Raw genomic sequence first — 16,380 nt, 5'->3', positions numbered from 1 at the left:
TCAGGCCACCGGGTTGTCGGTGCCGTCGCCCAAGCCCCGGGCCTTGAACGCCTGGGTGGCCAGCGAGCGGAGCAGATCCTCCGGCGTCATGGTGCGCATCAGCGCGCCCAGGCCGGCGAGGAAGTCCTCCTCGGTCTGCGCCTGCTCGGCCAGCGCCCGCACCGGATCCACCATCGGGTCGACCAGCGGGTGCCAGTCGTCCAGCACCTGGTCGGTGAGGTCGTCCACGTCGTCCTGCATGGGCGCGGCGGGCGCGGCGCGGTTCATGGCCTTGCGGGGTGCTACAGGCGCGGGCGCAGGCGCGGGCGGCTGCAGCAGCTCCTCGTCCTTGTCCGGGTCGGGCACGCCCAGCTTGTCGCGGACAACCGACTGGCCCACGCGCAAGCCGAGCGGCACCAGGAGAGAGAGCGCAGTGGCCAGTGCCTGAGTGTCCTCCGATTCCAGCACGCGCAGCTCGATGCGCGGGTAGCGCTGCTGCGGCCCGTAGTTGAGGTCGATGAACGGCCGCACCAGGTCACGGTTGAGGGTGTTGGCCAGCTGCCGTCCGTCCGCGATCTGGATGTCGGTTCGCACCTCGTTGTGCACGCTAGCGGTGTTGCTGCCCAGGCCGGTGGAGATCGCATCCGTGGTGGCCGTCTGACCCAGCACGGCCTTGCTCACCTGGCGATCGAGCCAGTCGGCCAGGCCCATGAACACCTTGTCGCCGCCGTCGCTGGTCTTGGCCAGCTGCTCGAACTCGATCTCCATGCTCTTGGGCAGAATGGCCGCCGCGTCGGTGCCGATATTGGCCACCGCGGTGATCAGCGTGTTGATGTCCGCTTGCGTGGCGCCTGGCGAGTATCGGCCAATGCGCAGCGGCATGCCGAACACCTCGGCGAACGCCAGCCAGTCGGTCAGCGTGTAGCTCTTGCACATGTAGGCCGCAGCCACCAGGCGCGCCAGGCCGCCGCGGATGGTCAGGCCGGACTTCAGCCGCGGCCGGTGCTGGATGAATTTGTAGGGCGGCAGCGGCTTGCCCATGATGTGCTCGTCATCGAGCAGCAGCAGTTCCGACTGCGTGGCGTAGTCGAACCGGAAGAACCGCGGGTCGCGCCACTGGTAGCACGGCTGCCATTCCTTGCCGCTGCGGTCCCAGATGATCTCCACCGCGCTGAAGCCCTTGCCCAGGGCGTCCATGCAATCGTCGACCATGTCGCCGAACGCGGCCGCGCGGATCAGCTCGCGTACGGCATCGGCGAGCTTCTTGTCGTTGGCGTCGTCGCTGGCGGACTCCACCGACATCTCCAGGCCGGACACCGCGCGCTTGCGCGTGCCCAGGACAGCGCTGTAGTGCCAGTCGCGCTCCTCCATCTCCTCGGCCAGGGTGAGGTAGTCGCGCGGCCAGTCCTCCACCGCATCGGTGAGGATGGCCGCCAGCCGGCTGGGCGTGAGGGAACCGGCCATCGGCGCGTAGCCCCACACCGAGCGGATGCCGGTGACGGTCGGCCGGGCTATCTCCTCCTGCAGCACGGCCAGCTCCAGCGGCTGGCCATCGGGTCCGAGAATGCGTGACTTTGCCATTACATGGCCCTTTGCGAGGTCTTGAAGCCGGCCGTGAGCCGGATGGTGCGTTCGGGCAAGTCGGCGCCTTCCTTATGGCGCGTGGGCACGGCCTGGTAGCCGAAGCATTCCGCGGGCGTGCTTGCGGCATGCACCGCCAGGCCGAGCGCCCAGAAGCGGTCGGCGTGGCCATCCGGTGTGCGCTCGGCGGTGAACCGGATGTTGCCGGCGGTGGTGCTCTGCTTGGTGACCGATCGAAGGTCGGCGCGGATCTGCTTGTCGTAGGGGATCCGCAGGACGCGGTCTTCCATCTTGCCGCGCACGGGATAGGCCAGCGCTTCCTTCACCGCCGGGGTGAAGTTGACGGCCTCGACCCGATGCTCGCCGAACTTGTCCTGGGCATCGTCGGCCCAGCCGATACCCAGGCCGGTGGAGTCGATGCAGATGCGCTGGCAGCGCTCGAACCACGGGTAGAGGATCTTCTCCTGGTCCGACTTGCGCATGCGCTCCATCGGCTCGACGTGCCGGGTGTAGAGCACGTCGCCCAGGCGCTCCAGCACCCACAGCACCGTCAGATCCTTCTTGCGGCCAATATCGACGCCGCAGTAGAGCTCGCGGCCCTCGATCCTCTGCCAGTCGGTGTTGCCGGCGTATTCGCATGCCGCGATCAGGTCGTACTCGAGGAAGGCGACATCGTCGTCGCCTGGGATGCACATGTATTCCTGCAGAAATGACTCTTCGTCGGCACAGCCCGCGCGTACGAAGTCGAAGTACTCCGCCTCGGTCATGGCCTGGATCGGGTCATCCTCGGGCAGGGCCTGCTGCAGCTTGTAGAGGAAGCCATCGGCCAGCGCCTTCTCCAGCGTGACCGTGTGCAGGCTGATCTTCTTGGGGTTGCCGCTTTCCTTGATCTCCCGCACCAGCTGGTTGAAGAAGTTGTGGCTGCCGCGATGGGTGGAGATCACCTCCAGCTGGCCGCCCCAGGTGATGCCCGGGTAGGCGATCGACCACAGCTTGCGCGGATCCGGGTGTAGGGCGAACTCGTCCAAGATGCGGCCGCCACGCTTGCCGGCCTGCGCGTCCGGGTTGCTGGACATGCTGTTGATGCGCTTGCCGCTGGCGAACTCCAGCACGCGTGCGGTGACCTTGCTGGCCTGGTCGACGACAATCTCGCCCATGTCCCTGGCGGCCATGTCGAGCACGTCGCTCCACATCTTGCAGTCCTGGATAAACAGCATCGCCTGCATGTCGTCGCGGCTGCTGACCCACTGGTTGTTCCGCGCTCCCTGCACGGCAGTTCGCTCCACCGCGCCGTAGGCGGTGCTCCAGGACATGCCGATCTGTCGCCCCTTCTCCATCAGCTTCAGGCGGCTTCGATCCTCGATCCAGCCCATCTGGTAGGGCAGGAACAGGCCATCCTTGTGGACCGGGACGATGCGGGCGTTGCCCATCATCCGCCCCCGCGCAGCACGCGCTCGCGGATGCGGGCGATGGTGGCCTCGGATACACCACCCTGCCGGGCTTCGGCTACGGCCTCCTCGGCGGCCTGCTCGCGCGCCACGCGCGCAATCTCCTGTCGCTCGGCCAGGCTCATCTTGCGGGCCTGCAGCACGGCGCGGGCGCCGCGGGCCAACTCGCCCACTTCCTTGATCGAGATCTCCGCGTCGTCGTCGGTAGCCTTGAGCGCGGCGTGAGTGGCCAGCGTGGTCACGGCCTGCACCAGGAGCTGGCCACCGCGGTCGTTGGGATCCTCGCCCAGCTCGGACACCAGCGCGGTGCCGGCGGCCTGGATGTCGCGCATGCGTCCGGCCAGCTCGCTGACCTGCTGGCTGTAGCGGCCCAGCGCGCTGCGGCTGGGCGCCTGCGCCTGGGGGAACTTGGCGCGCACCAGGTCGCGCATCTCGTCCAGGGTGTGGCGGTCTTCCCGGATCAGCTTCTCCAGGTACCGGCGCTGCTCCGGTGGCAGCCGTTTGATGGTCGACGGGCGTGGCATGGCTCAGCGCGGACTCGGCCGGCTGATGCCGGGCACGCTGGCCTGGCCATTGGCCACGTCATTGCCACGTGCCGTGATATTGGCCACGAACAGCCCAGGAACCTCCGGGACCGCATCCAGATCGAGCAGCGCCTGGTCGCGCAGCCAATGCAGGTCGGTGATCACATCGTCGCGGCTGCCGGCGATCCCCAGCGCGTACAGCCCGGTATGCAGGTTCGAGCTGTTCGAGCGATAGCCAGGCTGCTCGCTCAGCAGGCGTAGCAGCACCAGCCGACGGGTTTCGCGCAGGCTCTCGGCGAAGGTCTTCATCGGTCTTTCTCCAGCAGGTGGTCCTGGATCGTTTGGAGCATCTGCGCCATTGCCCCGCTTCTGCCGGCCAGCGTGGCAGTGGCCTCGGCCATCTTGTTGATGTCCACGCGCAAGCTGGCCAGGTCGGCATGCGTGGGTGCGAAGCGCACCTGCGCCTCCAGCTGCGTCAGGCGAGTGTTGAGCTCCTGCGTCACCTTCGATTGCCCACCGACGCGCACGCCAACAAACAGCAAGCCCAGCAGGTTGATCACCAGCAGGACGATGACCAGCACGCTCATCACATCGTTACTGCTCATCGGCGGTATCCCTTCATCCGGTGCTCATGGTCGCGCGCGCAGCTGGCGCAGCGGCTGGTCTTGCCGGCCAGCACCTGCAGGCGCGCCGGCTCGATCGGCTCGTCGCAGTCGATGCACCGGCCGTCGATCGAGCGATCGCGCGCGGTGAAGCTGGCGGCGATGCGCTGGCGTGTGGCCTCGATCGCGCGATCGCGATCCTCGGCGTCGCGCTGCTGCGCGCGGTCGATCTCGTCACTCAACGCTTGGCTCCGCTCTCGGTGCTGTGGTTCACCAGCACACGCTGCAGCGCGTTGGCGGCCGCCTCCTTGGTGTTGGCATGGGTCAGGGCGCAGGCTTGCTCGGCGCCGCGCAGGCGCTTCACGGCCGCATGCTGCTCGCGCGACTCGGTGCGCCATTGGCGCACCAGGTCGGCGAGGTCTTTCTCCAGGGTGTTCACGGGCCGGCCGCGCTCGATGCCGGCGCCGGCTGGCCGGCGATGCGGGCGGTGGTGGCCCGGTCATCGTTGGCCTGCTGCAGCTTGCCGCGCCACGCCTCGATCCATGCCAGTGCCTGGCTCACGCACACGGCCGGGAAGTTGCCCAGCACGCACGAGGCGGCCGGTGGCTGTGGCGCCGGGATCGGGTCAGTGAGCTGGTGCGGCACCGGCACGTAGGTCGGCTCCGGCACCTGCACCACCGGTGGCACCGGCGTCGGCCGCTGCGTCCGGCTGAAACAGCCGGTGAGCGATAGCAGGGCAAAGAGGCATGCGCTCCAGCGCACGGCAGTCTTGGTCTTCATGGGCGAGTTTCTCCACAGCGGCGATGCGCTGCCTGGTGAGCTTTTCGAGGGCGCGCTGCGCGGCATCGCGTTGGTCCAGCGCAGCCTTGGCGGCGGTGCGCATGGCATCCAGCTCGGCCTTCTGCAGGGCGAGCCGGTTGGAGATGTCGGCCAGGGCGCCGGTGGCGGCGCGCGCTTGCTGATCGGCCGCCTGCTTGGCGGCCTGCGCGGTGTTCACCTTGTCGGTCATGCGACCGGTGCCGAGGCTGTCGCCGCGCACCACGCCGGCACCGAAGGCGATGGCGCCGACGATCAGCAGGATGCCGACGTCCTCGGCCAGATCCTTGACGCTCACGAGCACACCACCTTGCCGGACCAGCCGGCGGCGATGTAGGCCGGCTCCAGCTCCAGCAGGATGCGCTGCACGTAGTCGCGGTTCTGGCGCCAGGCCGGCAGGCTGCGCGCGCGCATCGCGGCCACGTTGCCGAACCACATGTCCGGGTCGCGGTGCGCTGCGCGCGCCTTGGCCTGCTCGATGCCCAGGTATTTCTCGCCGCCGTTGTAGGCGCTGAGCCCGAAGGCCCAGCTGTCGCAGGCGGTGACGCCCGGGTTCCGCTTCACCAGCCAGGCGTCGTACACCGCCGCCGCCAGCAGCGCCTGCTGCGGATCGGCAGGATCGAACTGGCCGAGCTTGTCGGGGAATTTCTGCGCGATCCAGCGCGCCGTCGACGGCATGAACTGCGTCAGGCCCTCCGCGCCCACCGGCGATCGCGCGCTGGCATCCCAGCGGCTCTCCTGGTGCACCTGGGCAGCCAGGCGCGCGGGGGAACCATCCACGCCCCATTCCTCCGCGACGGCCTGCTCGACCCAGCGCCGGTACATGGCGCTGACCTCGGGCACGTGCACCGCAGGTGCCGCGGCCGGAGCGGATCGGCTCAGCGTGCCTGGCGTGGTTGCTGAAGCCTGCGGGATGAGCAGCAGCGCGCCGAGTGCCATCAGAGCCACGCCCATCAGAAGGCGGTTCTGCTGGGAGGGCCAGCCGTTCGGCTTCCGACGAAAGGCGCTGAACACACAACCCGCGCCGATCAGCAGGAGCAGCAGGCCGCCGATCACAGCGAGCCTCGCACGATCAGCCACAAGGTGAAGCCTATGGCGATATAGATCAAACCGCGCAGGGCACGATACGGCGCCAGAGGATTTCTGGCGCTGTCCCAGCTGCTTGGGATCAGCATTGATCCACGCACGAGGAGGTAGGCGGCTGCGAAGACTAGCCAGATCACGGCATCAGCCCCGCGGCGATGATCGCGGCCGCCATCAGCGTAGCGCGGCGCGTCTGCGCCATCGCGCGCTCGATGCCCTCCAGGTCGGCCGGCCGCGCGCCGGGGCTGGCCGCACGGTCGAAGCCGTAGCCCAGCACCGCGGCCAGGCTCAGCTTGCAGACGATCCACAGGTAGCTGCCGACCTTGGCCGGGTTGATGCCGTAGGCGATCACGCCCAGCACCAGCAACGACAGCAGTGCCCACAGCACCATGCGGCCGCCGCCGTCCACGGTGTTGGCAAACCGCTGATAAGCGGTGCTCAAACGCTGGGTAATTCCCGACATGCCGTGCTCCTGAAAAGTTGCCGGCCGGCTGCAGGGGGACAGCCGGCCGGCGGGCGAAGCGCGCAGGGAGGTACGCGCTACGCTTTCAGGCTACGGATCGGTGGTGTGCGGGGTCAGGGTGAAGCGCTTCAGTGCGCCTGGTCGAACAGGTCCGGCTCGGGTGCTTCCGGCTCGGCGCGGGCAAGGATGTTGAACACCTGCCGCTGCGTGAGGCGGCACTCTAGCGCGATCTTCGTGGTCGATGCACCTGCCGCATGGTCGGCGATGATCTTGCGGTCACGCGCGGCGCGCAGCGCGGCGGCGGCGCGGTCCAGCTCCAGGTACTCGCGCGGGCGATGCGCGACCAGCTGCTGCAGCGCCGGCAGCCCGATCAGCGGCACCAGCCAGTGGTCGGCGCTGGCTGTGTCCGGCACATAGACGCGCGTGCCGCCGCGCGCCTCCACCAGGCGCAGCGTCGCCGGCAGGCCGATCAGCTCGGCCAGCTCGGCGAGGCGCGGCGGCAGGTCCGCCGCGTCGATCTGCTGGAGCGGCAGCGCGCTCACGCCGGCACCGGCTCCCGGCCGTAGCGCTTGAACGCCTTCAGGCGCTCGGCGTCCCACTCGTCGTCGGTGAGCCGGCCGAAGTCGCGCATCTGGTCGAGGTAGCGCAGCTGCTCGGTGAGCGGATCGCCGGCCTGGCTGGGCGGGCTGGGGCCGATGCGCGTGCGTGCGGCGCCCGAGCGCAGCGACTGCTCGCGCGCCTGCTCGGCGGCGTGGTCTGCCTGGTCGGCCAGGCCGAACACCACCATGCGCAGGTAGTTGTGGTTGGCCAGCGGCAGCGTGAGGCGATCGCGCTGGGCCAGCATCTGCTCGATGCCGGCCACCCACAGCGCGGCCGACGCCGGCCGACGCACGCCGTTGCGCTCGTCGCGGCACACCGTGCCCTCACGCACCAGGGCATCGAGCGCGGCCACCAGCTTCACCGCCTTGGACAGGCGCAGCTTCTGCTTGCCGGGGGCAAACAGCGGCAGGTAATCCATCGTGGCGCGGCCGAGCGCCGGCTCCATGCCGGCTAGCAGCATGCCGAACCGCTTGCCGTCCGGCTCCAGCAGGCCGGCGGCGATCGGGAAGGATTCGCTGCAGCAGGGGCAAGTGACGTGCATCAGCCCTGCGCCTGCTCGGGGTTGCAGTGCGGGCAAGGCATGCCGCGCTTGGCGTCACTCAGGCTGCCGTAGGGCACCCAGTCGCTCTCGTGGCCACAGCGGGCGCACTGGAACAGCGCCAGACCCACGCCGGCATCGATGACGTGCATCATCACGCGCGGCTTGGCGCGCGGAATGGGCTCATGCGGGAACAGGTCGTAGGAGAGCAGCGCGGGCATCAGCGGACGGCCTCCCATCCCTGACGAGCGAAGTACTCCTCGTCGTGGTGCATGTCCTCACGGAAGAACACCTCCAGCACGTCCGGCACATCGACCTTCCAGAACACCGTCTCCACGGTGAAGTAGTCGCCATCGTGGCTCACCGAGAGTTGCATGCCCGGGTGCGGCACGAACGGCAGGCGACCGCTGCAGGTCATTTCGTGGGCGAGGTCGATGCTCGCCTTCGCGCCTGCCGGTGCGCATTCGATAAAGAACAGCGCTTTGAACATCAGTCGAATCCCCCCAGCCGTTGCGGCTCGTGCTTCCGGCGCTCATCGTTGGTGCCGGCGTAATAGGCCTGTTTGAGCAGCGCATGGATCAACCCGTGCAGGCACGGGCGCAACTTCGCCACTTCCTTGACGAAGCGGGTGCGCCACAGCTCGTTCCAGCGCACGCGCCGCTCTTCGACTTCCTCCGGGTGCATCACTTCCTCCGCGCCCGGTTGGCGCTCATCTGAAGCGCCGCCACCAGCTTGTGCAGCTGATCCGGGCGCAGCCACTCCACGCGCTGCACCTTGAACATCCGGCGTGCGGTGCCGTGGGCGTAGTTCCAGCGCTTGCCGGTCTCGGCGAGGATCGCGCCCACCTTGGCCACCATGCCGGCGATTTCCTCGCGCACGTTCTGCGGGGCATCGGGCAGGTTCACGGCGTTGCGCATCTGCCGCTCGCCTTCGCCGGCCAGGCGGCGCAGCTCGTCGAGCACCTTGCCGCGGCCGGTGGCGTCCAGGTCGGCCGAGCTGCGCACGTTGCCCACGCGCTGCAGCAGGGCCACGTAGGTATCGCGGTCCAGGTGCAGCTTCTTGCTGGCCAGCACGTGGATGGCGGCCAGCTCGCGGTTGCGCAGCTTGATGGCCCGACTCGGGCCAGTGACGGGGCTCATCATGCCGGCGTCTCCTCGGCGGCCAGCTCCACGCTGGCGTTGTGCTTCTCGAAGTGGCGGCGAAGCGGCGGGATCGTCGGCCAGATCGGCGTGTAGTAGGTGTGCGTGAGCTTGGCGAACTGCTGCTCGCACCACTTCTTGCCCAGCACCTTGATCTGCGCCTTGGTGTAGGGCTTGGGCTTGACTGTTCTGGGCCGCAGGAAGCGGCGGCGCTGCTCGCAGTCCGTGCTCATCCACTCGCCACGCATCCAGCCGTCGACATAGACGGCGATGACCATGCGCATCCTGTCGAGCTGCACCTGCAACGTGACCAGGTAGCCATCGCACTGCAGCTTGACCGTGGCGCCGGGGAACTTGAGCCGAGCCTCCAGCTCTTGCCACTGCTCGCGCTTCATGCCGCTGCGCCCTTGTTCGGCTCGCTGGTCCAGCCGGTGGCATTCGCCGCCCAGGCCCTCCACGCGGCGAGCCGCAGCGTGCGCACGGCCACGACGCCGGGCCAGCTGTAGATCACCTGGTCGCCGTTTACCCGCTCCACCTCGCGGGTTTCCGTGCCCACCGTGACGCGATCGCCGTGGGCGGGGTTCTGCCGGCTGTCGCGGCCGCATGCGCTGCAAAGATCGGGACCGATCCACCAGCAGCCACCGGCGCAGGCGTTGGTCTCGGTGCAACCGCAGACGTGGCAGCAGCGCACCGGGGTCAGTGTGAAAGTCATGCGCATTCCCCCTGTTGTTTGGCGCGGATCCAGTCCTGCGCCTCGCGCGCCGCCTCGATGTAGGCGCGCGAGGGCGTCTTGGTGATCTCCTGGCCGGACACGTAGGCCGCGGAGATCCGCATGCGGATCTCCAGCGGCAGCTGGTACCAGTGCGGGCGGCAGCCCCACTTGGCGGGTGGCACAGGGCGGTTGCACCCGGGCCAGTGGCAGGTGTGGGTGCTCATGCGGCGGCCGCCTTGCGATCGGCGGCGATCTTCAGCGCCTCCCACTCCTCGATTTCCTGCATTGTCGGGTGTGGAACCCAGAGCGCATGGTCCATTGCGCCGGATCCGTATTCCCCGGCATCACGCATGGCGCGGTAGGCGTCGAGGATCTCCGGTGCATAGGCACGCCAAGGAACCTTCACCAGGAACAGCGGGCCATCGATCCAGCCCCACACAACAGGGGCATACCAGTGCCGCCCCTCAACCACTGCCGGGCCTTTCGTCAGGTCAACTACCGAGAGTGCGTCGTTGTGATGCCGAGGAACCTTCAGCCTCTTGATTTCATCCGCCCATTTGCGGCCCACGAGGCTGCGCCGGATCGGCTTGTAATAGCGCTCGGTGCCCTGCCTGTGTTCGCACTTCCACGTTGCCTCGGGCGGGGCCTCTTCGAACTGGAACAGCCAGCTCCGGCAATACAGCGCTGGAGCGGTTGCGCCGACAGCCTTGGCGATCTCCCTCGCAGCATCGAAGGCGAGCTCCTGCTCGTCGAAGATCTTGTTGAGCTCTTCGATCAGTGGACCTTCGGTGACCTTGAAGAAACGGAACGTGACACGCGGTGTCTCCTCGCTGGACATCACGCGATCGCGCATAGCCTTGCTTACCCCTGACTTAGCCATGTCACACCTCCGCGATGTTGAGCGCTAGCGGCCGGTACTGGCCGTTGCGGTCGCGGTGGTAGAAGCGCACGTAGCTCTTGGAGCCCACTACCTGCACGGCGTCGCCGATGGCCTCCATCGCCTGCAGCCAGCGCTCGTCCTTGATGTCCAGGCGGCGCAGGGCCAGCACGTTGCCGGTGCGGATCTTGCCGGCCTGGTCGGAGCGGAAGGCGTCCTGCACCAGGGTGGCCACCTCGGGGCGCGCATCGGTGGTCCATTCCTTGATGCACTCGTCGATCAGCTCCTTGGCCGCGTGCAGGCGCTCGTCGAACTGGATGGAGTCGGCCATCGCACGCAGCACCTTCAGCTCGCCGTCGAAGCTGAGCAGGCTCACGTTGCCCTTGTGTCCGCCGCGGGCCACGCCGTACTCCTCGGCGCTCAGCTCGACGAAGGCCGCGATGTCGTTGAAGGCGGCGCGCTTGAACGCCTTGATGGCGTCGTGCACGGCCTGGGCCTTGTTGAACAGCTCTTTCACCAGCTCGTCGCGGGCTTTGTCGATCGGCTTGATCTGGCTCTCGGGCACGAGGCGGCCCTGGGCGTCCTTGCGATGGCCGTGGGGGATGGTGGTGTCAGTCATGGTCTTCCTCGTCTTGCGCGGCCTCGGCGGCGGCGCGGTGGATGTCGTGGGTGGTTTGCCGCAGGCGCTCGCCCAGCCAGGGCGGCAACTCGTCGTCGGGGTCGGTCATGGCTGCAGCGCCTCCAGCGCCTCGCGCACCAGCTGCACGTTGGTCTCCAGCGCCTGCCAGGTCGGCTGGCTGCCGATCACGGCCTGCAGGTAGGAGTCCCGGGCGGCCTCGGCCGACTTCAGGGCACAGGTGAGCTTGGCGACCAGCGTGCTTCGGTCGTCGCTGCTGCTGGTTCGCTGGTCGAGCGCCGCCACCAGGCCGACCTCGGGCGGCAGCAGGTACTCGGCGCGCTTGGTGCCGAGGATGCGGCGGGAGATCAGCCGCTTGTCCTTCACGGCCTGGTGGACCGAGCTGCTGATGGCCGCGGGCTTGTGGTCGGGCAGCTCGGTTTCCAGCTCCCTGATGGTGACGGCGCGGCCGACCCGTGCGATGTAGTCGCGCACGGCCTTGGCGGTGGACTCCTTGCGCACCGGATGGGCTGGAGCTTCGGCTTTTGGCTTCGCGGCGACTGGCGCAGGTGCAGGTGCAGGTGCAGGTGCAGGGGCTGGGGCTGGGGTTGGTGCCGGTGCCGGCGCAGGGGACGCGGCCGGCCCCACGCCATGAATCGAATAGCGCAGGATGCCGTCGCCCTTGTGATGCCTCTCTACCTGGTGAGAGCGCACGAGGTTGCCCAGGGTGTAGTTGAGGCCCTTGATGTCGGCGGTGTCGAGCGCGCTGGCCAGCACCTGCACGTCGATCGGGTGATCACAGTTGCCGAGGTAGCGCAGGACGTCTGCGGGAGCGGTGGACATGGCTCAGCCCTCCGCGGCGACGTTGTATTCAGCGCCGCGCATCAGGAATTCCATGCCGGCTCGATCATCGTCCGACACTTGGGAAAACCTGACCCGCTCCAGGGCGAAGCCCTGAAAGCTGAGTTTCTCGGGGGGAGGCCAGTCGACCCCGATTGACTTGCACAGCACGCGCCGTGTGCCGCCCTGGAAGTTGATCTGCAGGAAGTCGTCATCGAAGGTCATGGCTCAGCCCTCCCGCCGCAGCAGCTGGTGCTGCTCGAGCTCGATCCAGTTCACCTGGCAACCGCGCACCGAGGTGGTCTTCACCACCTGGCGCACGCTGCCATGCACGCGGGTGATGTGGATGGAGCCTTTGAGCCACGGTCCAGGCTGGTCGATGTCGATGATCACGTGGTCTTTGCGCACGGTGACCTGCTGGACGATGCAGCCGTGCAGCTGCAGGAACGCGATGCAGGCGCTGGCCTTCTTCATCGACTGCACGGTGAGGTTGCTGTGGCGCTTCAACCACAGCTCGATGGCGCGGCGAAGCTTCTTCGAATGCTGGTTCATGGTGTTGGCTCCAGGGGCAGCCCCAGCTGCCCGTGCAGGTCCGGCAGGGCCACGCGCTTCATCGCGCTGATCTGTCGGAGGGTGGTCATGGCCCGGCTCAGCAGGAAGCTGCAGGACCGGTCGAGCTCGTGGTCGGTGGCGGCCAGGTAGTAGCCGTGGGTCGGGTCGGCGCAGATGCGGTGCCCCTGCAGGCGCAGGGCCTCGATCACCTGGCGCAGACGGCGCTGCTGGGCCTCGCTGCGCCGGCCGGTGATGGCCAGCACCAGCTCGTCGGCGGTGCGCCCGCGTGCTTCGCCGACGCTGTGCTGCAGTTCCGCCAGCACCGCGTCGGGCGTCATGTCGTTGCTGCAGAACAGGTCGGCTTGCATGGCGGCTACCCCGCGGCCGGCTCGGGCGTGGCGGCTTTCAGCTGCTGCCGGATCGCCAGCACCTGGATGGTGAACAGCCCCAGCTGCGTGTCGTAGCCCCAGTCGCCCGGCTTGCCGAGGTAGCCGGCCAGGGCGTCGATCAGGCCGGTGAGCCGGGCCTGCTCACGCAACGACAGCGGCTGGACGGTGAGCGGCGGCGCGCTCATTTGCCGCCGTCCATCAGCTCGGTGGCGGCGGCGCGCACGTCTTCGCAGCACACCGCGCGACCCTCGGCCGCCGCGTACATGCTGGCCAGGCGCAAGGTCTTGGTGAGGGTGCGCAGTGCGCCGGGGCGGCGGGCGATCTCGACCAGGGTGCGCTCGCACTTTTCGTCGGTGATCCCCCAGGCGGCGATCAGCGCCTTGATGTCCTCGGTTGTCGCCTGCGGGATCTTGAGGCGCTTGCCGATGCGGCTCTGCAGGCGGTCCAGCTTGGTGGCCTCGCGGCCGCCGTGCATGCGGGCGAACACGCCCTCGTTGCCCACCAGGGCGATGGCGACGCCGGTGGCGTCGTGGATGGCGCGGATTTCGTCCAGGGCCGCGACGGACAGGTGCTGCGCTTCGTCGCAGATGAGCAGGCCGTTGGTATCGAGCACTCGCTTGCAGATGCGCTTCTTGATGGCGCGCGCACCGCCATCCGCATCCAGACCCAGCGCCTCGGCGATCTCCTGCAGGGCGGTGACCACGCCGGAGGTGCTGGGCGTCATGGTGGCGATCCAGACGTTCGGGCTGTTCTTGCTGTAGTACTTGTTGGTGTCGGACTTGCTGACGCCCGGGTTGCCATAGATCACGGCCATATCGCCGGCCATCTGCGCGTAGCCGAGCGTGCCCAGGATGCGCTTGGCGGTGGGCGTGACCACGAAGTCGGGCGCCACCGGCATGGCGTTGCGCGCCGCGCGGCGCGAGTTGTGGGCGTCCAGCCAGATGCGCAGCTTGTTGTCGATCGACTCGTTGTCGCCGGCATATTTTCCGAGCAGCCACTGGTTGAGCGTGGCGGCGCTGAAGCCGGCTTCCTTGGAAAGCAGCGCCTGGCTGAGGCGCTTGTCGGTGGTGAGGATGCTGCGGATCTGATCGCGCAGCTCGGCGTCGCCCTGATAGATTTGGGTGACGTTGGCGGTGTCGGTCATCGTTGATTCCCCTTCGGTGGTGGGTGCTGCTGACTAGTCGCGGCGGTGTTGGCGCACCGCCGCGGCGCTTTAGAACTGGTCGTCTTTCATCTGCTGGGCGCGCTTCCACATGAGCATGTCGAGCGCGCTTGGCCCCTCGGTTCCGGTGGCCTTCGGCTGCTCCACGCGCTCGGGCTTCTTGCCGTGCAGGCCGAATACCGGCGCGGTGACCGCGGCGGCGACGTGCGCCGGTGGTGTGGCATCGGGCAGCTGCGCGGCGACGCTGGCGGCGTCCATAAGCCGCTGGGCGGCGAGCATGTCTTTGGCGGCGCGCTTGAACTGCTGGCGGCCGCGGGCGTGTTCGCGGGCGGCCTGGGTATCGGCGAAGCCGACCGCGGCCACGCAGGGCGCGTCGGCGATGAACGTGCCGTCGAGCGCATACACGTGGGCGGTGCCCTGCAGGTGGAACGGGTCGATGCGAAGCACCAGCTTGCGGCCGGCATGCTCGGCGAGCGCCTCGGTCCAGTAGCGGTTGCCGTCCAGGCGCACGCTGCCGTCGCGCTGGTCAGCGGTGACCGCCTCGGCGGCCAGCATGAGCTGGCGCAGCTGCTCCTCGCTGACCTTGCGCGCGGTGACGTGGGCGTAGCTGGCCGCGAAGGTGGCATCCAGGCTGCGTCCGGCGCATACCTTGGTGCGGCGGCCGTGGCGCGCGTTGTGCGCGTGAATCTCGCTGGTGACGACGCGCTCGAACTCGGCCCACTCGATGACGCGGCTGCCGTAGTTGGCCGGCTTGTTGCCCGGGCTGTTGCCGACGTAGGCGCCGGCAAAGGCTGGGTGCTTGGCGATGCGGCCGCAGAAGTCGAGCCAGGCGCGCTCGATGGGCTTGGCCTGGCCGTGGTACGGGGTGACCCAGTGGACGTTATCCGCACCGCAGAGGGTGGTAATGACGCCGGCCGGGTCTTCCTCGCGGATCTTGAAGCGGTAGCGGTTGGGTGTGCCGCCGGTCATCCACTTGCTGGCGAAGGCGCGGCCGTTGTCCAGGTAGAGCGAGCCGGGGATGCCGTACTGGCGCACCAGGTCGCCGAAACTCAGGCGCACCACGTCGCTGGATTCGTGGTCGCACAGGCGCCAGGCGAGGATCTTTCCGCTGTAGAGATCCTGCCAGGCGACGATGCACGCGCGGCCCTCGTTGCCATCGGGGAAGCGCACGCGCACGTCCCAGCGGTGGCCGTCGGCGTTCACGCCCTGCATCGCCACCATGTGGCTGCGGTCGCGTTCCTGCGCCGGGTAGGTGCGGGCTAGGGCTTCGTCACCTTCGCGAGCCAGCACGCGCACGGCGCGGGGCAGCTCGCGCTCTACGCGGCGCGTGAAGGTTTTCAGGCTCGGCAGCTGCCAGCCACGGGCGGCGGCGATGCGCTGCAGGCGGTCGTAGCAGGCGGCGGCGGTGGGCTGCTCCAGGCGCAGGTAGTCGGCCTTGAACAGCTCCCACGCTTCCGGCTCGATCTCGGCCGTGGCGGTGCGGCCGGTGTAGTGCGGCAGCAGCAGCGCCAGGCGGTCGTGCGGCTGGGCGTGGGCCACGTCTTTCTGCCACCGGGCGATGCTGGCGGCGCTGCCTCCGCGCATGCCGTCGCGCTGCAGCTGCGCGCCGACGATGGCGCGGGCGTCCATCAGCGAGTGGCCGTGCCGCATGAGCTGGGCCACTGTGTCCAGCGCCTTCACGCGCTGCGCGGCGATGTCCCGCATGGGTTGCTTGGCCTGCTCGTAGCGCTGCCAGGCTGAGCGGAGCTGGGCGTCGCTGGGGGCCAGCTTGTTCACGCGCGGCTTGGGCTCGATGGCTGGGCGCTCGCGCAGTAGCAGCGCGGCCTGCACGTGGGTGGGCAGGGAGCTGAAGGCGTACTCTCGGCCACCGCCACGTCCAGCTCGCGGGCGCGACTGCCAGTTCAGGCGCTTGGCCATCTTGATCAGCGCACTTCGGTCAGATGGAAGCCCTGGAAGACCCTCTAACGAGGCAGCGGCGAACCAGGACTGTGCGGCATTTCCGTCGGCCATCACCGCACCTTCCTCAGCTGCTCTTTGATGGTGCGGGCTTGGGTGCCCAGCTCGTCGCGCTGGCGCTCGATGCGGCCCAGCTCGGCGGCGAGCGCGTCGCGGCCGATCAGCAGCCGGCCGCCGCGGATCTCGGCAAGCCAGTTGGAATACAGGTGGGATTTGCACACCGTCTCGATGACGGGCAGCAGCCAGGCCGGCGCGTTGAACTCGTCGCGGCTCTCGGCGGTGTAGGCGTCCAGCATGTACTTGCTGACGTCCTTGTTCACCAGCTCGCTGACCTGGGCGGCAATCGCATACCGGGTGAGCCCGCTCTCGGCGATCATGCTGGCCACCAGGTGGGCGACGACGGCCCGGTAGTCCATCGAGCCCGGCAGTGGGCTGGCGGGCACGGGAATGGCGAACAGGTCGCCCGTGTGCCCGCCCGACGTACGCGAACGAATACCGCCCAT

At 68.5% G+C, this 16,380-nt stretch carries 30 protein-coding genes; all 30 read right to left on the bottom strand.

The annotated features are described in order from the left end of the window. Entirely contained in the window at positions 1-1,560 is a 1,560-nt protein-coding gene (locus tag NC595_RS15125; RefSeq protein WP_253567830.1) for a DUF935 domain-containing protein, read from the bottom strand. Further along, positions 1,560-2,990, bottom strand: a complete 1,431-nt coding sequence (locus NC595_RS15120) for a phage terminase large subunit family protein (RefSeq protein ID WP_253567828.1) — start codon at positions 2,988-2,990, stop codon at positions 1,560-1,562. Before NC595_RS15120 ends, NC595_RS15125 begins: the two co-directional genes overlap by 1 nt. After that, complete coding sequence (locus NC595_RS15115; protein ID WP_253567826.1) at positions 2,990-3,532, bottom strand: phage protein Gp27 family protein; 543 nt, start codon at positions 3,530-3,532, stop codon at positions 2,990-2,992. Before NC595_RS15115 ends, NC595_RS15120 begins: the two co-directional genes overlap by 1 nt. A gap of 3 nt (positions 3,533-3,535) precedes the next feature. Further along, positions 3,536-3,841: a VpaChn25_0724 family phage protein gene (locus NC595_RS15110; protein ID WP_253567825.1), complete on the bottom strand. Its 306-nt coding sequence runs from the start codon at positions 3,839-3,841 to the stop codon at positions 3,536-3,538. Continuing rightward, entirely contained in the window at positions 3,838-4,137 is a 300-nt protein-coding gene (locus NC595_RS15105; protein WP_253567824.1) for a hypothetical protein, read from the bottom strand. Before NC595_RS15105 ends, NC595_RS15110 begins: the two co-directional genes overlap by 4 nt. Continuing rightward, complete coding sequence (locus tag NC595_RS15100) at positions 4,134-4,376, bottom strand: TraR/DksA C4-type zinc finger protein (protein WP_253567823.1); 243 nt, start codon at positions 4,374-4,376, stop codon at positions 4,134-4,136. The genes NC595_RS15105 and NC595_RS15100 overlap by 4 nt, the downstream gene beginning before the upstream one ends. Then, the gene (locus tag NC595_RS15095; protein WP_253567822.1) at positions 4,373-4,573 is read right to left on the bottom strand and encodes a hypothetical protein; all 201 of its coding nucleotides are present in this window, start codon (positions 4,571-4,573) and stop codon (positions 4,373-4,375) included. The genes NC595_RS15100 and NC595_RS15095 overlap by 4 nt, the downstream gene beginning before the upstream one ends. Continuing rightward, positions 4,570-4,785 (bottom strand): hypothetical protein, encoded by a 216-nt coding sequence (locus NC595_RS15090; RefSeq protein ID WP_253567821.1) that lies wholly within the window; start codon positions 4,783-4,785, stop codon positions 4,570-4,572. The genes NC595_RS15095 and NC595_RS15090 overlap by 4 nt, the downstream gene beginning before the upstream one ends. After that, positions 4,760-5,248 carry a hypothetical protein gene (locus tag NC595_RS15085; RefSeq protein ID WP_253567820.1) on the bottom strand — a complete coding sequence of 163 codons (489 nt, stop codon included), beginning with the start codon at positions 5,246-5,248 and terminating at the stop codon, positions 4,760-4,762. The genes NC595_RS15090 and NC595_RS15085 overlap by 26 nt, the downstream gene beginning before the upstream one ends. Beyond that, on the bottom strand, positions 5,245-5,904 hold the full coding sequence (locus tag NC595_RS15080; protein ID WP_253567819.1) for a transglycosylase SLT domain-containing protein: 660 nt from the start codon (positions 5,902-5,904) through the stop codon (positions 5,245-5,247). The genes NC595_RS15085 and NC595_RS15080 overlap by 4 nt, the downstream gene beginning before the upstream one ends. 265 nt (positions 5,905-6,169) lie before the next feature. Continuing rightward, on the bottom strand, positions 6,170-6,496 hold the full coding sequence (locus NC595_RS15075) for a putative holin (protein WP_253567818.1): 327 nt from the start codon (positions 6,494-6,496) through the stop codon (positions 6,170-6,172). A gap of 128 nt (positions 6,497-6,624) precedes the next feature. Next, complete coding sequence (locus NC595_RS15070; RefSeq protein ID WP_253567816.1) at positions 6,625-7,038, bottom strand: hypothetical protein; 414 nt, start codon at positions 7,036-7,038, stop codon at positions 6,625-6,627. After that, positions 7,035-7,637: a hypothetical protein gene (locus NC595_RS15065; protein ID WP_253567814.1), complete on the bottom strand. Its 603-nt coding sequence runs from the start codon at positions 7,635-7,637 to the stop codon at positions 7,035-7,037. Before NC595_RS15065 ends, NC595_RS15070 begins: the two co-directional genes overlap by 4 nt. Further along, a complete protein-coding gene (locus NC595_RS15060) occupies positions 7,637-7,855 on the bottom strand; it encodes a hypothetical protein (RefSeq protein ID WP_253567812.1) in 219 nt (72 codons plus the stop codon). The genes NC595_RS15065 and NC595_RS15060 overlap by 1 nt, the downstream gene beginning before the upstream one ends. Continuing rightward, a complete protein-coding gene (locus NC595_RS15055; protein ID WP_253567810.1) occupies positions 7,855-8,124 on the bottom strand; it encodes a hypothetical protein in 270 nt (89 codons plus the stop codon). Before NC595_RS15055 ends, NC595_RS15060 begins: the two co-directional genes overlap by 1 nt. Beyond that, positions 8,124-8,318 (bottom strand): hypothetical protein, encoded by a 195-nt coding sequence (locus NC595_RS15050; RefSeq protein ID WP_253567808.1) that lies wholly within the window; start codon positions 8,316-8,318, stop codon positions 8,124-8,126. The genes NC595_RS15055 and NC595_RS15050 overlap by 1 nt, the downstream gene beginning before the upstream one ends. Next, positions 8,318-8,776, bottom strand: a complete 459-nt coding sequence (locus NC595_RS15045; protein WP_253567806.1) for a regulatory protein GemA — start codon at positions 8,774-8,776, stop codon at positions 8,318-8,320. Before NC595_RS15045 ends, NC595_RS15050 begins: the two co-directional genes overlap by 1 nt. Then, entirely contained in the window at positions 8,773-9,168 is a 396-nt protein-coding gene (locus NC595_RS15040; protein WP_253567805.1) for a hypothetical protein, read from the bottom strand. Before NC595_RS15040 ends, NC595_RS15045 begins: the two co-directional genes overlap by 4 nt. Continuing rightward, complete coding sequence (locus tag NC595_RS15035; RefSeq protein ID WP_253567804.1) at positions 9,165-9,485, bottom strand: hypothetical protein; 321 nt, start codon at positions 9,483-9,485, stop codon at positions 9,165-9,167. Before NC595_RS15035 ends, NC595_RS15040 begins: the two co-directional genes overlap by 4 nt. Next, positions 9,482-9,709: a hypothetical protein gene (locus tag NC595_RS15030; protein WP_253567803.1), complete on the bottom strand. Its 228-nt coding sequence runs from the start codon at positions 9,707-9,709 to the stop codon at positions 9,482-9,484. The genes NC595_RS15035 and NC595_RS15030 overlap by 4 nt, the downstream gene beginning before the upstream one ends. Next, positions 9,706-10,323 (bottom strand): hypothetical protein, encoded by a 618-nt coding sequence (locus NC595_RS15025; RefSeq protein WP_253567802.1) that lies wholly within the window; start codon positions 10,321-10,323, stop codon positions 9,706-9,708. Before NC595_RS15025 ends, NC595_RS15030 begins: the two co-directional genes overlap by 4 nt. Before the next feature lie 43 nt (positions 10,324-10,366). Next, positions 10,367-10,981, bottom strand: coding sequence for a DUF3164 family protein (locus tag NC595_RS15020; protein WP_253567800.1), 615 nt, complete (start codon positions 10,979-10,981; stop codon positions 10,367-10,369). Positions 10,982-11,086: 105 nt separating this feature from the next. Beyond that, positions 11,087-11,821, bottom strand: coding sequence for a hypothetical protein (locus tag NC595_RS15015; protein WP_253567798.1), 735 nt, complete (start codon positions 11,819-11,821; stop codon positions 11,087-11,089). A 3-nt stretch (positions 11,822-11,824) separates the two neighbouring features. After that, positions 11,825-12,043 carry a hypothetical protein gene (locus NC595_RS15010; RefSeq protein WP_253567796.1) on the bottom strand — a complete coding sequence of 73 codons (219 nt, stop codon included), beginning with the start codon at positions 12,041-12,043 and terminating at the stop codon, positions 11,825-11,827. 3 nt (positions 12,044-12,046) lie between these two features. Continuing rightward, on the bottom strand, positions 12,047-12,370 hold the full coding sequence (locus tag NC595_RS15005) for a hypothetical protein (RefSeq protein ID WP_253567794.1): 324 nt from the start codon (positions 12,368-12,370) through the stop codon (positions 12,047-12,049). Then, entirely contained in the window at positions 12,367-12,738 is a 372-nt protein-coding gene (locus tag NC595_RS15000; RefSeq protein ID WP_253567792.1) for a hypothetical protein, read from the bottom strand. The genes NC595_RS15005 and NC595_RS15000 overlap by 4 nt, the downstream gene beginning before the upstream one ends. Before the next feature lie 5 nt (positions 12,739-12,743). Continuing rightward, positions 12,744-12,944, bottom strand: coding sequence for a hypothetical protein (locus tag NC595_RS14995; protein WP_253567790.1), 201 nt, complete (start codon positions 12,942-12,944; stop codon positions 12,744-12,746). Continuing rightward, the gene (locus NC595_RS14990) at positions 12,941-13,903 is read right to left on the bottom strand and encodes an AAA family ATPase (RefSeq protein WP_253567788.1); all 963 of its coding nucleotides are present in this window, start codon (positions 13,901-13,903) and stop codon (positions 12,941-12,943) included. Before NC595_RS14990 ends, NC595_RS14995 begins: the two co-directional genes overlap by 4 nt. A gap of 69 nt (positions 13,904-13,972) precedes the next feature. Continuing rightward, positions 13,973-15,931 carry a transposase domain-containing protein gene (locus NC595_RS14985; RefSeq protein WP_256489192.1) on the bottom strand — a complete coding sequence of 653 codons (1,959 nt, stop codon included), beginning with the start codon at positions 15,929-15,931 and terminating at the stop codon, positions 13,973-13,975. Continuing rightward, positions 15,931-16,380, bottom strand: coding sequence for a hypothetical protein (locus NC595_RS14980; RefSeq protein WP_253567786.1), 450 nt, complete (start codon positions 16,378-16,380; stop codon positions 15,931-15,933). Before NC595_RS14980 ends, NC595_RS14985 begins: the two co-directional genes overlap by 1 nt.

It is taken from the genome of Dyella lutea (assembly GCF_024158035.1).
In the GTDB taxonomy this organism is placed as follows: domain Bacteria; phylum Pseudomonadota; class Gammaproteobacteria; order Xanthomonadales; family Rhodanobacteraceae; genus Dyella_A; species Dyella_A lutea.
Note: the sequence above shows the minus strand (reverse complement) of the source record. Positions and strands in the feature narration are given on the sequence as shown.

Bases quoted from the DNA above. Each gene is read 5' to 3' on its own strand.
- NC595_RS15125 (WP_253567830.1), bottom strand. From the start codon at position 1,560: ATGGCAAAGTCACGCATTCTCGGACCCGATGGCCAGCCGCTGGAGCTG.
- NC595_RS15120 (WP_253567828.1), bottom strand. From the start codon at position 2,990: ATGGGCAACGCCCGCATCGTCCCGGTCCACAAGGATGGCCTGTTCCTG.
- NC595_RS15115 (WP_253567826.1), bottom strand. From the start codon at position 3,532: ATGCCACGCCCGTCGACCATCAAACGGCTGCCACCGGAGCAGCGCCGG.
- NC595_RS15110 (WP_253567825.1), bottom strand. From the start codon at position 3,841: ATGAAGACCTTCGCCGAGAGCCTGCGCGAAACCCGTCGGCTGGTGCTG.
- NC595_RS15105 (WP_253567824.1), bottom strand. From the start codon at position 4,137: ATGAGCAGTAACGATGTGATGAGCGTGCTGGTCATCGTCCTGCTGGTG.
- NC595_RS15080 (WP_253567819.1), bottom strand. From the start codon at position 5,904: ATGGGCGTGGCTCTGATGGCACTCGGCGCGCTGCTGCTCATCCCGCAG.
- NC595_RS15075 (WP_253567818.1), bottom strand. From the start codon at position 6,496: ATGTCGGGAATTACCCAGCGTTTGAGCACCGCTTATCAGCGGTTTGCC.
- NC595_RS15065 (WP_253567814.1), bottom strand. From the start codon at position 7,637: ATGCACGTCACTTGCCCCTGCTGCAGCGAATCCTTCCCGATCGCCGCC.
- NC595_RS15060 (WP_253567812.1), bottom strand. From the start codon at position 7,855: ATGCCCGCGCTGCTCTCCTACGACCTGTTCCCGCATGAGCCCATTCCG.
- NC595_RS15055 (WP_253567810.1), bottom strand. From the start codon at position 8,124: ATGTTCAAAGCGCTGTTCTTTATCGAATGCGCACCGGCAGGCGCGAAG.
- NC595_RS15050 (WP_253567808.1), bottom strand. From the start codon at position 8,318: ATGCACCCGGAGGAAGTCGAAGAGCGGCGCGTGCGCTGGAACGAGCTG.
- NC595_RS15045 (WP_253567806.1), bottom strand. From the start codon at position 8,776: ATGATGAGCCCCGTCACTGGCCCGAGTCGGGCCATCAAGCTGCGCAAC.
- NC595_RS15040 (WP_253567805.1), bottom strand. From the start codon at position 9,168: ATGAAGCGCGAGCAGTGGCAAGAGCTGGAGGCTCGGCTCAAGTTCCCC.
- NC595_RS15035 (WP_253567804.1), bottom strand. From the start codon at position 9,485: ATGACTTTCACACTGACCCCGGTGCGCTGCTGCCACGTCTGCGGTTGC.
- NC595_RS15030 (WP_253567803.1), bottom strand. From the start codon at position 9,709: ATGAGCACCCACACCTGCCACTGGCCCGGGTGCAACCGCCCTGTGCCA.
- NC595_RS15025 (WP_253567802.1), bottom strand. From the start codon at position 10,323: ATGTCCAGCGAGGAGACACCGCGTGTCACGTTCCGTTTCTTCAAGGTC.
- NC595_RS15020 (WP_253567800.1), bottom strand. From the start codon at position 10,981: ATGACTGACACCACCATCCCCCACGGCCATCGCAAGGACGCCCAGGGC.
- NC595_RS15015 (WP_253567798.1), bottom strand. From the start codon at position 11,821: ATGTCCACCGCTCCCGCAGACGTCCTGCGCTACCTCGGCAACTGTGAT.
- NC595_RS15010 (WP_253567796.1), bottom strand. From the start codon at position 12,043: ATGACCTTCGATGACGACTTCCTGCAGATCAACTTCCAGGGCGGCACA.
- NC595_RS15005 (WP_253567794.1), bottom strand. From the start codon at position 12,370: ATGAACCAGCATTCGAAGAAGCTTCGCCGCGCCATCGAGCTGTGGTTG.
- NC595_RS15000 (WP_253567792.1), bottom strand. From the start codon at position 12,738: ATGCAAGCCGACCTGTTCTGCAGCAACGACATGACGCCCGACGCGGTG.
- NC595_RS14995 (WP_253567790.1), bottom strand. From the start codon at position 12,944: ATGAGCGCGCCGCCGCTCACCGTCCAGCCGCTGTCGTTGCGTGAGCAG.
- NC595_RS14990 (WP_253567788.1), bottom strand. From the start codon at position 13,903: ATGACCGACACCGCCAACGTCACCCAAATCTATCAGGGCGACGCCGAG.
- NC595_RS14985 (WP_256489192.1), bottom strand. From the start codon at position 15,931: ATGGCCGACGGAAATGCCGCACAGTCCTGGTTCGCCGCTGCCTCGTTA.
- NC595_RS14980 (WP_253567786.1), bottom strand. From the start codon at position 16,380: ATGGGCGGTATTCGTTCGCGTACGTCGGGCGGGCACACGGGCGACCTG.